Below are 13,075 nucleotides of genomic sequence, written 5' to 3'. Positions count from 1 at the left end.
TGCCCTTCGAGTTCCCCCGAAATCAGATTGAAATCACGGCGCCCGCGGGTGCGTCCGGGTGACTCCCCGCCCATCCGGGCGAACCGATGAGGCCATCACACCGGAATCGGCCGGAATGAGACGCCCGCGCGGACCCGCCCCGAAGGCACAGCCTCCCCTCCGTGCCGCAACGCCCGGGCGGGCCCCTACGGGGCGGACTCCCCGCGGATGACGGCGAGCACCCCGTCCACTTCCTCCGCCTTGACCAGGACGTCGCGCGCCTTGGATCCCTCGCTCGGTCCGACGATGTTCCGCGACTCCATCAGGTCCATGAGCCGGCCGGCCTTGGCGAAGCCGACGCGCAGCTTGCGCTGGAGCATCGAGGTCGAGCCGAACTGGGTGGAGACGACCAGTTCGACCGCCTGGCAGAGCAGGTCGAGATCGTCACCGATGTCCTCGTCGATGTCCTTCTTCTTCTGCGTGCCGACGACGACGTCGTCCCGGAAGACGGGGGCCATCTGGTCCTTGCAGTGCTGGACGACGGCCTGGATCTCCTCCTCGGTGACGAAGGCGCCCTGCATACGGGTCGGTTTGTTCGCCCCCATGGGGAGGAAGAGGCCGTCGCCCTTGCCGATCAGCTTCTCCGCGCCCGGCTGGTCGAGGATGACCCGGCTGTCCGCGAGGGAGGAGGTCGCGAAGGCGAGCCGCGACGGCACGTTCGCCTTGATCAGCCCGGTGACGACGTCGACCGAGGGCCGCTGGGTGGCGAGCACGAGGTGGATGCCGGCGGCACGGGCGAGCTGGGTGATCCGGACGATGGCGTCCTCGACGTCACGCGGCGCGACCATCATCAGGTCCGCCAGCTCGTCCACGATGACCAGCAGGTACGGATACGGCGACAGCTCGCGCTCGCTGCCTTCCGGACTCGTGACCTTGCCCTCGCGCACGGCCTTGTTGAAGTCGTCGATGTGCCGGTAGCCGTAGGCGGCGAGGTCGTCGTAGCGCAGGTCCATCTCGCGCACGACCCACTGGAGCGCCTCGGCGGCCCGCTTGGGGTTGGTGATGATCGGGGTGATCAGGTGCGGAATGCCCTCGTACGCGGTCAGCTCGACCCGCTTGGGGTCGACGAGGACCATCCGGACGTCCTCCGGGGTCGCCCGCACCATCAACGAGGTGATCAGGCAGTTGATGCAGGACGACTTGCCGGAGCCGGTGGCGCCCGCGACGAGCAGGTGGGGCATCTTCGCGAGGTTGGCCATCTCGTAACCGCCCTCGACGTCCTTGCCGAGCGCGACGAGCATCGGGTGGTCGTCCTCCGCCGCGGCGGCGAGGCGCAGTACGTCGCCGAGGTTGACCATCTCGCGGTCGGTGTTCGGGATCTCGATGCCGACGGCGGACTTGCCGGGGATCGGCGAGATGATCCGTACATCGGGGCTGGCCACGGCGTACGCGATGTTCTTGGTGAGCGCGGTGATCCGCTCGACCTTCACGGCCGGACCCAGCTCCACCTCGTACCGCGTGACCGTCGGGCCCCGGGTGAATCCGGTGACGGCTGCGTCGACCTTGAACTCCTGGAAGACGTTGCTGAGCGAGGCGACGACGGCGTCGTTTGCGGCGCTGCGGGTCTTGCCGGGGCCGCCGCGCTCCAGCAGGTCCAGCGACGGCAGCGCGTAGGTGATGTCGCCGCGGAGCTGAAGCTGTTCGGCCCGCGGCGGCAGCGGCCTGTCCAGTTCGGGCGTGGGCTTGGTCAGATCGGCCACGGCCGCGACGCCCGGTGTCCGCCGCCCGGGCTCGCGCGCCGGCGGCACGGACACGGGGCCCTCGGCCACGGCGTCCGTACGCTCCCCGGCGCGCCCGCCGGTGCCCCGCTTACGGTCCACGGAGACGCCCTGCGTGAGGTCCGCGACGATCGGCGAGGGCGGCATCCCGTTGAGCACGGCACCGTCCAGCGCGGCCGCCGCGGCGGCCGCCACGTCCACGGCGTCCATCTCGCGGTCCATCGCCGGCTGGGCGGAGGGGCGGCGCGGCCGGCGCCGCTTGGCGAGCGCGTCGGCCTCGGCCTGGTCGGGGTCGGGCGCCGCCGCCGCTCCCCGGCGCCCCGGGGAGCGCCGCCGCCCGCCCGCGGGCAGGGCCTGGCGCCACTGCTCGTCGTACCGTTCGTCGTCGCCGGGGTACTCGTCGTACTCGTCGCCGAAGGGCTCCGCCTCGTAGGGCGGTTCGACGATGCCCAGTCTGACGCCGAGCTGCCGCAGCCGCTGCGGGATCGCGTTGACCGGGGTGGCGGTGACGACCAGCAGCCCGAAAACGGTGACCAACAGGAGCAGCGGTACGGCCAGCACCTCGCCCGTGGTGAAGATCAGCGGAGTGGCGGCGCCCCAGCCGATCAGGCCGCCCGCGTCCTGCATCGCCTCCGTGCCGTCACTGCGCGCCGGGGAGCCGCAGGCGATGTGGACGAGTCCGAGGACCCCGATGACGAGGGCGGAGAGGCCGATGACGATCCGGCCGTTGGCCTCGGGCTTCTCGGGGTAGAGGATCAGCCGGACGGCGATGGCGCCGATCAGTATCGGTACGAGGAGATCGAGCCGGCCGAAGGCGCCGGTGATCAGCATCTCGACCAGGTCGCCGACCGGGCCGTGCAGGTTGGACCAGGTGCCCGCGGCGACGACCAGCGCCAGGCCGAGCAGGAGCAGGGCGACGCCGTCCTTGCGGTGCGCGGGGTCGAGTCCCTTCGCGCCGCGTCCTATGCCGCGGAACATCGCTCCGACACCGTGTGCCGCGCCGAGCCAGACGGTGCGTACGACCCAGAGCACGCCCCCGGTGGGGTTGGGGGCGGGTTTCGGCGCCGGCTTGGCCGCCGCCTTCTTGGCGGGGGCCTTCTTGGCCGGTGCCTTCTTCGCGGGGGCGGTCTTCTTCGCCGCCGTCTTCTTGGCGGGCGCCGCTTTCGCGGCACCGGTCGTACGGCCGGCCCGCGGCTTCGCGGCGCCCGCCGTGCCCTGGGAACCATTGCCGGACGTACGTGAGGCCATGGTGGTGAGGTTACCGGTGTGAACGGCCGGGGACACGTGTGCCTACCGCTTCACCCGTTCGTGTCGCCCACAACTCCACAGGAAAATGACCCGGCTTCAGCGGTCGGAACGTTTCCCCGTCACACTCGGGACGTACCGACCGGAACCGTGCCTTCCGTACGGAACTGCGTCTTCGCGTGCCTCTGGTGCCGTCAGTTCTGGGACGGGAGCGCGGCCGGTCCGCTCCCCGTGCCCGGCTCCAGCGCGTCAAGGGCACGCCGCAGTCCGGTGAGTTTGCGCTCCAGGTGCGCGGCGGTCGCCACCGCCGAGGCGTCGGCGGCGTCGTCGTCGAGCTGTTTGGAGAGGGCCTCCGCCTGCTCCTCAACTGCCGCGAGGCGCGCGGAGAGTTCGGCCAGCAGCCCGGTCGGCTCCCGCGCCTCGCCCGCCCCGGCGAGCTGCAGCCTGAGCAGCTCGGCCTGCTCCTTGAGCTGACAGTTCTTCATGTACAGCTCGACGAAGACGGAGACCTTGGCGCGGAGCACCCAGGGGTCGAACGGCTTCGAGATGTAGTCCACCGCGCCCGCCGCGTACCCGCGGAAGGTGTGGTGCGGGCCATGGTTGATGGCCGTCAGAAAGATGATCGGGATGTCGCGGGTCCGCTCGCGCCGTTTGATGTGGGCGGCTGTTTCGAATCCATCCATCCCCGGCATCTGGACATCCAGCAGAATGACCGCGAAGTCGTCCGTCAGCAGCGCTTTGAGCGCTTCCTCCCCTGACGATGCCCGCACCAGCGTCTGATCGAGCGCGGAGAGAATGGCCTCCAACGCCAGCAGATTCTCCGGCCGGTCATCGACCAGGAGGATCTTGGCCTTCTGCACCATGGCAGCCCGCCCTCCTCGCCCCGGCATGGGGCGCCCCCTGTTCACGGACCCGGGAGTTACGCCGGGCGCCGTTCCAGGGGACGACTCCCTTACGCCGTCCGTCCTTGTGCCGGTCATGGTAGCCGCACCCCGCCTGTCGCCACACCCTGTCACCGTGATGTCACTGCGCTCGAAGCGGAAACGCGACGGAAGACCAGAAGGTTCCCCGAATACCAGCGGCTCACACGCCTCTGGACACAGCCGGTCAGCACAACGTGCTGATTCACTCGCCCATCGTTCACTCCTCGCGCATCCACCGCTCCATCACGGACAGCAAGTGATCAGGATCGACCGGCTTGGTGACATAGTCGGAAGCACCCGAGTCGATGGCCTTCTCCCGGTCGCCCTTCATGGCCTTCGCGGTAAGGGCGATGATGGGCAGCCCGGCGAACTGCGGCATCCTGCGGATCGCCGTCGTCGTCGCGTACCCGTCCATCTCCGGCATCATGATGTCCATCAGAACGACCGTCACATCGTCGTGCTGTTCCAGCACCTCGATGCCCTCACGGCCGTTCTCCGCGTACAGCACCGACAGACCGTGCTGCTCCAGCACGCTCGTCAGCGCGAACACATTACGGATGTCGTCGTCGACGATGAGCACCTTCTCACCGGCGAAGGAGAAGACACGGCCCTCGGCGGCCGCCTCCTGACGGTCCGTGGAGGCCGCCTCCGCCCCCCAGAACTCCGGCCGCCCCGACGGACCACCGGTCCCGCCGGAACTCGCCGACGCCCCTCCGGAGGCCCCTGACGCCCCTCCCGCGGTCCCCCGGGGGTGCGCCGAACTCCGCTCCGGTCCGCCCGCCTTCTTGCGGGGACGCCGGAACAGGGCGGCGGGACCGGGCCGCTCCGCCGGCGCCTGCGGCTCCGGCGCCGCCTGCCCCGGCGACTCCGCCGTTCCCGTCTTCGCCACGGGCGGCAGTTGCCGCATACCGGCGGGCGTGAGCTGCGGATAGCCGTGCGGCGGCAGTTCACTCGGGTGGAGCGGCAGATACAGCGTGAAGGTCGAGCCACGGCCCGGCTCGCTCGCCGCGTGGATCTCACCGCCCAGCAGCCGCGCGATCTCCCGGCTGATGGAGAGCCCGAGCCCCGTGCCGCCGTACTTCCGGCTGGTCGTACCGTCCGCCTGCTTGAACGCCTCGAAGATCACCCGCATCTTGCTCGACGCGATCCCGATCCCCGTGTCCGTCACCGAGAAGGCGATCAGGTCGCCGTCCGCCTCCCGCAGCGAACCCGCCTCCAGCAACTGCTCCCTGATGGCGTCGGGCACATCGGCACCCGCCGGCCTGATCACCAGCTCCACCGCCCCGCCGTCGGTGAACTTGACCGCGTTGGACAGCAGATTGCGCAGCACCTGCAGCAGCCGCTGCTCATCGGTGTGCAGCGTCGCGGGCAGCTCCGGCGACACCCGTACGGAGAAGTCGAGCCCCTTCTCCGCCGTCAGCGGCCGGAACGTCGCCTCCACGTAGTCGACGAGCTGCACCAGCGCGATACGGGTCGGACTCACGTCCATCTTGCCCGCCTCGACCTTCGACAGGTCGAGAATGTCGTTGATCAGCTGGAGCAGGTCGGAGCCCGCCCCGTGGATCGTCTCCGCGAACTCCACCTGCTTCGGCGACAGGTTCGACTCCGCGTTGTCCGCGAGCAGCTTGGCGAGGATCAGCAGCGAGTTGAGCGGCGTACGCAGCTCGTGCGACATGTTAGCCAGGAACTCCGACTTGTAGCGCATGGAGACGGCGAGCTGCTCGGCCCGCTCCTCCAGCACCTGCCGCGCCTCCTCGATCTCCGTGTTCTTCACCTCGATGTCGCGGTTCTGCTGCGCCAGCAGCTCGGCCTTGTCCTCCAGTTCCGCGTTGGACTCCTGAAGGGCCTTCTGCCGGTTCTCCAGCTCCGCCGAACGCTCCCTGAGCTGCTCGGTCAGCTCCTGCGACTGCTTCAGCAGCACCTCGGTCTTCGAGTTGACGCTGATCGTGTTGACGCTTGTGGCGATCATCTCGGCGATCTGGTTGAGGAAGTCCCGCTGGATCTGCGTGAACGGCTGGAACGACGCCAGCTCGATCACCCCGAGCACCTTCCCCTCGAAGAGCACCGGCAGCACGATCACATGTGCCGGAGACGCCTCCCCGAGCCCGGACGAGATCTTCAGATACCCCGGCGGCACATTGACCTGGATGGTCCGCTTCTCCTCCGCCGCCGTCCCGATCAGGGTCTCACCGGGACGGAACGCGGTGGGCATCGAGCCCGCCGAGTAGCCGTAACTGCCGCGCATGCACAGCTCGTACGAACCGTCGCGGCCCACGTCCGTACCGACCTGCGGTACCGTCCCGGTCTGCATCGCCAGGAAGAACGCGCCGTGCTGCGCCGAGACGACCGGCGTCAGCTCGCTCATGATGAGCGATGCCACGTCGTCGAGATCGCGGCGCCCCTGCATCAGCCCGGAGATCCGGGCGAGGTTGCCCTTCAGCCAGTCCTGTTCCTCGTTGGCGAGGGTGGTGTCCCGCAGATTGGCGATCATCGTATTGATGTTGTCCTGGAGAACCTGGATCTCACCGGCGGCGTCCACATCGATCTTGAGGTTCAGATCGCCCCGGGTCACCGCGGTGGCGACGGCGGCGATCGCCCGCACCTGGCGGGTCAGATTGCCGGCCATCTCGTTCACCGACTCCGTCAGATCCCGCCAGGTGCCGTCGACGTCCCGGACCCGCGCCTGACCGCCGAGCTGACCGTCCGTACCCACCTCACGGGCCACCCGGGTCACCTCCTGCGCGAAGGAGGAGAGCTGGTCGACCATGGTGTTGATGGTGTTCTTGAGCTCCTGGATCTCACCGCGCGCGTCGATGTCGATCTTCTTGGTGAGATCGCCCTTCGCGATGGCGGTGGTGACCGTGGCGATCTGGCGCACCTGCCCCGTCAGGTTGGACGCCATCGAGTTCACCGACTCGGTGAGGTCCTTCCAGGTGCCGGAGACGCCGGGAACCCGGGCCTGCCCGCCCAGTTCGCCCTCGGTGCCCACCTCGCGCGCCACGCGCGTCACCTCGTCGGCGAAGGACGACAGGGTCGTCACCATCGTGTTGACGGTGTCGGCCAGCTCCGCGACCTCCCCGCGCGCCTCCACCGTCACCTTCTTGGTCAGATCACCGTTGGCCACCGCCGACGAGACCCGCGAGATGTTCCGCACCTGACTGGTCAGGTTGTTGGCCATGGTGTTGACGTTGTCGCTGAGGTCCTTCCAGATCCCGGTGACGCCCCGGACCCGGGCCTGCCCGCCCAGGATGCCCTCCGTACCCACCTCGCGCGCGACACGCGTCACCTCGTCTGCGAAGTTCAGCAGCTGGTCGACCATCGTGTTGACCGTCGTCACCAGATCGAGGATCTCGCCTCGCGCATCGACAGTGATCTTCTTCGACAGATCGCCCTTGGCGACCGCCGTGGTCACCTCCGCGATGTTGCGCACCTGGGAAGTGAGGTTGTTCGCCATGAAGTTGACGGACTGCGTGAGGTCCTTCCACGTACCGGACACACCCTGGACCTCGGCCTGGCCGCCCAGGATGCCTTCCGTACCCACCTCACGGGCGACCCGCGTCACCTGCTCGGCGAAGTTGGAGAGCTGGTCCACCATAGTGTTGAGGGTGTTCTTCAACTCCAGGATCTCGCCGCGCGCGTCCACGTCGATCTTCTGCGACAGGTCACCGCGCGCCACCGCCGTCGCGACACCCGCGATGTTGCGCACCTGCGCCGTCAGGTTCCCCGCCATGCCGTTCACGGAGTCCGTCAGGTCCCGCCAGACCCCCGCCACGCCGGGCACCTGCGCCTGACCGCCCAGCCGGCCGTCCGTGCCCACCTCGCGCGCGACCCTGGTCACCTGATCGGCGAAGGCGGAGAGCTGGTCGACCATCGTGTTGATCGTGTTCTTCAGTTCCAGGATCTCGCCACGGGCATCCACGTCGATCTTCTGCGACAGGTCACCGCGCGCCACCGCCGTGGTCACCTGGGCGATCTGCCGCACCTGATCGGTCAGATTCCCTGCCATGGAGTTGACGGAATCGGTCAGCTCCTTCCACGTACCGCTGACGCCGTCCACCCGCGCCTGGCCGCCCAGCCGGCCCTCCGTGCCCACGTCGCGGGCCATTACCGTGACCTGATCGGCGAACGACGAGAGCTGAGCCACCATCGTGTTGACGGTGTTCTTCAACTCCAGCATCTCGCCGGCCACGTCGACCGTGACCTTTTGGGTGAGGTCGCCATTGGCGACCGCCGTCGTCACCTGCGCGATGTCCCTCACCTGACCGGTGAGGTTACGGAACGCCGTGTTGACCGAGTCCGTGAGGTCCTTCCACGTACCCGCCGCACCCGGCACCTCGGCCTGGCCGCCCAGCCGGCCCTCGACGCCGACCTCCCGGGCGACGCGGGTCACCTCGGAGCCGAACGACTTCAACTGCCCCACCATCGTGTTGACGGTGTTCTTCAACTCCAGCATCTCGCCCGCGACGTCCACGGTGACCTTCTGGGACAGATCACCGTTGGCGACCGCCGTCGTCACCTGCGCGATGTCCCTCACCTGGGTGGTCAGGTTGCGGAAAACCGTGTTGACCGAGTCCGTCAGGTCCTTCCACGTACCCGCCGCACCCGGCACCTGTGCCTGGCCGCCCAGCAGTCCCTCGGCACCGACCTCGCTCGCCACCCGGGTCACTTCGTCCGCGAAGGTACGGAGCGTCTCGGTCATCTGGTTGATCGTCTCGGCGAGCTGCGCCACCTCGCCGCGCGCGCTCACCGTGACCTTCTGCGACAGGTCACCGCTGGCGACGGCCGTGGTCACCTCGGCGATACCGCGCACCTGGTTGGTCAGGTTCCCGGCCATCGTGTTCACCGAATCGGTGAGGTCCTTCCAGACCCCGGCCACCCCCGGCACGGTCGCCTGACCACCCAGCTCGCCCTCGGTGCCGACCTCCCGGGCCACCCGCGTGACCTCGGAGGAGAACGACGACAGCTGGTCCACCATCGTGTTGACGGTGTTCTTGAGCTGCAGCATCTCGCCGGCCACATGGACCGTCACCTTGCGCGACAGATCGCCCTTGGCGACCGCCGTGGTCACCAGGGCGATGTCCCGCACCTGCGCGGTCAGCCGGTACGCCATGGTGTTGACGGAGTCCGTCAGGTCCTTCCAGGAACCCGACATACCGCGCACCTTGGCCTGGCCCCCGAGCTTCCCCTCGGTACCGACCTCCAGCGCTACCCGCGTCACCTCGTCCGTGAACGCCGACAGCTGGTCGACCAGACTGTTGACGGTACGGGCCACCTTCAGGAATTCACCCCTCAGTGGACGCTCCGCGCCCTCCACCGTCTGGGAGCGCAGATCCATGCGCTCCTCCAGGTCGCCCTCCGCGACCGCGGTGAGCACCCGGCCGACCTCGGAGACGGGCCGGGCCAGATCGTCCACCAGCGCGTTCGAGGCGTCGATCGCGGCGGCCCAGGAGCCCTCGCAGGCGCCGGTCTCCAGCCGCTCCGTGAGTTTCCCCTCACGCCCGACCACGCGGCGTACGCGCGCCAACTCCCCGGTGAGATGGATGTTACGGTCGGCGACCTCGTTGAAGACGGCGGCGATCTCCGCCATCACGTCGTCCCCGGAGACCGTCAGGCGTTTACGGAAGTTGCCGTCCCGCATCGACGCCAAGGCCGTCAGCAGTCTGTTCAGCTCAGCCGCGTCCACCTCGACCGTCCCGTTGCTGCGGGCCCGTCCGCCTTTCGCGCGCGTACTCGTGCCACGCGCCGCCGTGCCAGACTCCACCGTGTCCCTCCCGCAGGGGTTGACCGTACTGCCCGAGCTGTCTCCGGAAGCCTGCCCAGTGTTTCACTGCGGCTCACTGCCACAACCAACCCTTGAGGCGTGACGGCACAAGCGTCAAATCGTTGAAGCCTACAAGGGCGGGACCGCCCTTGTAGCACAGCCGCCCTCATGGTCATCGAAGTCTCACGAACACATCACGGCGCCTGACGGTGCCCCACGACCACGAATTCCACCGTTCCACCGGACGAAGACCTTTCCCTCCGGCTCCGCGCCCGCGGTGCGCGCGTGGCCGCCGGACCCCAGCAGCTTCACCGAGTCGGGACTCCGTCACACGAGGCACCCGACGACCGTCTAGCCTGGCAGGCGAATCGAAGCGACAAGAAACGGGCACAGGACTCTGGGGAGAGACGAAACACCAATGGGGAGTGCTGTGATCACCGCGCGTGCGGCTGCCACCTTCGATCCGGTAGGGCGGTCCGTCGCGACCGCCCGTGCCTTTGTCCGCGACACGCTCCAGGGGTGGGGTTATTCGGATGTCGTGGACGACGCGGTCGTTCTCACCAGCGAGCTGGTCACCAACGCCGTCATCCACGCCGGCACGTCCGCCGACGTCCTCTGCCTCCGTACGGAAGAGGGAGTACGCGTCGAGGTCGCCGACCGCTATCCGGAGCGCGAGGTCCCCATCCAGGGCAGCACGCGCTCCTTCGCCAACGCGGAGCAGGAGAACGGCCGGGGACTGCTTCTCTGTGCCGCGCTCGCGTCACGCTGGGGCGTCGAATATTCACCCACCTTCAAACAGGTGTGGTTCCAGCTCGAACTGCCGCAGCGCCCGGTGGGCACCCGCTCCGCGGGCCCCGTACTCCCCACCGACCTGCTGCCCGTGGCCGACGACCGCGTACGGGTCGCCGTCATCCAGATCGACCGCGCGAGCGCCGTCGTCAACTGGAACGAGGACGCCGAGCACATTTTCGGTTACGCGGACGATCAGGTCATCGGCAAACCCCTCACCGATATCGCCGCCTGGCCCCACACACCGGGCATCGGAACCGGCATCGTCGAAGCGCTCCAGCTCTCCCGCTGGGAGGGCAGCTACGGCATCCGTGCGGCGGACGGCCGCGTCGTCCCCGTCTACGCGTCCCACCTCCGCGTCCGCGACACCCATGGCGAGCCGTCCACGGTCTGCCTCCTCGTACGCGATTACGAACGCGCCGTGATCCAGACCCCGCTGCGCACCCCGGCGGCCGAGGCGGGCACCGAGAGCCGCATCGTGGACCCCTTCGAGGTCTTCATCGGCTCCCCCGCCCCCGACGATCTCGACGGGCTCCTCCAGCGCACGGTGGAGCGCGCCCGCGACATGCTCGACGGTGACTCGGCCTTCCTCCTCCTCGCCACGGACGACGAGACGGAACTGGAGGTACGCGCCTCCACCGGCCTCCCCTCCGCCCGCCAGCGCTTCGCCCGCGTCCCGGTGGAGGCCGGCGCGGGGCGCTTCGGCTCCGCGCGGATGCCCGCCGTCCACGAGGACCTCACCGCCGTCCCCGGCGCCGTTCCGCTCCTCAACGGCACGGGGATGCGCTCCGTCGTCACGGTCCCGCTCAAGGTCGAGGGCCGGCTGACGGGCTCCCTGGGCGTCGCCGCGGAAGGCGCCGGACGCTACACCAACGAGGAGGCCCTGCGCCTGCAGTTCGCCGCGGACCGGATCGCCCTCGCCGTCGAATCGGCCCGCCTGGGCGAGCTGGAACGGCTGCGCCGCGGCTCCCTCTCCTTCCTCGTCGAGGCGTCGGACCTGCTGGCGGGCACCCTGGACCGGGACCAGACGCTCGCCCTGATGGCCCAGATGACCGTCCCCACGCTCGCCACCTGGTGCGCGGTCTACACGATCGCCGACCAGGCCTCCGACCCGTACCTCTCGTACGTGCTCCACGAGGACGAGGACCGCATCGACGGCCTCAAGGCCCTCCTCTCCAAGATCTCCCCACCGGACCCGGTGCCCACCCCGGGCGCCCGCATCTGGACCGCCCCGGCGGAAGCGGCCCACCAGGCGGCGCTGCGCACCTCGATGCGCGACGTCAGCAGAAGCAACCGGCCGCCCACCCTCGGGATCGGCACCACCCTGGCGACGGCGGCGGCCGTGGGCGGCGAGACCGTCGTCCTGCCCCTGGTGGCCCGTAACCGCGTCATCGGCATGCTGACCCTGGGCAAGCCCTCGGGCGACCACTTCCGCCAGGAGATCCTGGAGCTGGCCGAGGACCTCTCGCGCAGGGCGGCCCTCGCGCTCGACAACGCCCGCCTCTACTCGGAACGCACAGCCATCAGCCAGGCCCTCCAGCGCAGCCTCCTGCCACCGGGGCTCCCGCAGGTCCCCGGCGTCGAGGTGGACGTCATCTACCGCGCGGCGGGCGAGGGCAACGAGGTCGGGGGCGACTTCTACGACCTGTTCCCGATCCGGGACGGTGCCTACGGCTTCGCCATCGGTGACGTCTGCGGTACGGGCCCGGAGGCCGCGGCCGTGACCGGACTGGCCCGCCACGCCCTGCGGCTGCTCGCCCGGGAGGGCTTCGGCGGCCCCGCGGTCCTGGAACGTCTGAACGCGGCGATCCTCGACGAGGGCGCCCGAAGCCGCTTCCTGACCCTCCTCTACGGCGAGCTGTTGCCGCAGGAGGACGGCAGCGCGGTCCTGAAGGTGGTCTGCGCCGGGCACCCCCTGCCACTGCGTCTGCGCCAGGACGGCACGGTCGAACCGGCGGCGGAACCACAGCCGTTGCTAGGTGTCATGGAGGACCTGGAGCTGTACGAACAGGTAATCACCCTGGACCCGGGCGACGTCCTCCTGTGCGTCACCGACGGCGTCACTGAACGCCGGGAGGGCACGCGCATGCTGGGCGACGACGGTCTCACCGACGTCCTCACGACCTGTACGGGCCTGACAGCGGGCGCGGTCGCCGCGCGCGTCCTGCGCGCCGTGGAACGCTTCGCCGCCGAGCCGGCCTCGGACGACATGGCCATCCTCGCGATGCGCGTCCCGGAGCCACACACCACCTGAGCCACACACCGGCTCAACGAGAAAGGCCCCCGCCAAGAGGCGGGGGCCTTTCCTTTTACTTGAGCCCCAATACGGAATCGAACCGTAGACCTTCTCCTTACCATGGAGACGCTCTACCGACTGAGCTATTGGGGCGCAGCAACGAGATAAAGCATACCCGATGATCAGAGGTGCGCAAGACCAGCAAGAACGCGGCCGGCGACGCCCGCCACGAACCAGGCAGCACCGCCGGAAGGAAACAGCGCCTGCCTGCCCCTGAACGCAGAAATGCCCCGCACCATACGGTGCGGGGCATTCCCACAATAATTGTTCGGCGGCGTCCTACTCTCCCACAGGGTCCCCCCTG

General features: G+C 69.1%; 4 protein-coding genes and 1 tRNA gene. 1 reads left to right on the top strand and 4 read right to left on the bottom strand.

Annotated features, from left to right (window positions below; genetic code table 11):
- Positions 1–185: 185 nt before the first annotated feature.
- The 3 genes from AB0P17_RS35425 to AB0P17_RS35415 all read right to left on the bottom strand — a co-directional run bounded on the left by AB0P17_RS35425 (position 186) and on the right by AB0P17_RS35415 (position 9,686).
- Positions 186–3,005 (bottom strand): DNA translocase FtsK, encoded by a 2,820-nt coding sequence (locus AB0P17_RS35425; RefSeq protein WP_365817690.1) that lies wholly within the window; start codon positions 3,003–3,005, stop codon positions 186–188.
- Positions 3,006–3,196: 191 nt separating this feature from the next.
- Complete coding sequence (locus AB0P17_RS35420) at positions 3,197–3,865, bottom strand: response regulator (protein ID WP_365817688.1); 669 nt, start codon at positions 3,863–3,865, stop codon at positions 3,197–3,199.
- Between the two features lie 277 nt (positions 3,866–4,142).
- On the bottom strand, positions 4,143–9,686 hold the full coding sequence (locus tag AB0P17_RS35415) for a HAMP domain-containing protein (RefSeq protein ID WP_365817686.1): 5,544 nt from the start codon (positions 9,684–9,686) through the stop codon (positions 4,143–4,145).
- Between the two features lie 418 nt (positions 9,687–10,104).
- Between AB0P17_RS35415 and AB0P17_RS35410 the strand changes: the two genes are divergently transcribed.
- Positions 10,105–12,729: a SpoIIE family protein phosphatase gene (locus AB0P17_RS35410; protein WP_365817684.1), complete on the top strand. Its 2,625-nt coding sequence runs from the start codon at positions 10,105–10,107 to the stop codon at positions 12,727–12,729.
- Between the two features lie 62 nt (positions 12,730–12,791).
- Here AB0P17_RS35410 and AB0P17_RS35405 read toward each other — a convergent pair.
- Positions 12,792–12,864, bottom strand: a tRNA-Thr gene (locus tag AB0P17_RS35405).
- Between the last annotated feature and the right edge of the window lie 211 nt (positions 12,865–13,075).

The sequence above is a fragment of the Streptomyces sp. NPDC088124 genome, from assembly GCF_040685895.1.
Lineage (GTDB): Bacteria > Actinomycetota > Actinomycetes > Streptomycetales > Streptomycetaceae > Streptomyces.
This window is presented reverse-complemented; position numbering and strand designations above follow the sequence as displayed.

What these genes read in the sequence shown, in the direction of transcription:
- AB0P17_RS35410 (WP_365817684.1), top strand. Translation starts at nt 10,105, where the DNA reads ATGGGGAGTGCTGTGATCACCGCGCGTGCGGCTGCCACCTTCGATCCG.
- AB0P17_RS35420 (WP_365817688.1), bottom strand. Translation starts at nt 3,865, where the DNA reads ATGGTGCAGAAGGCCAAGATCCTCCTGGTCGATGACCGGCCGGAGAAT.
- AB0P17_RS35425 (WP_365817690.1), bottom strand. Translation starts at nt 3,005, where the DNA reads ATGGCCTCACGTACGTCCGGCAATGGTTCCCAGGGCACGGCGGGCGCC.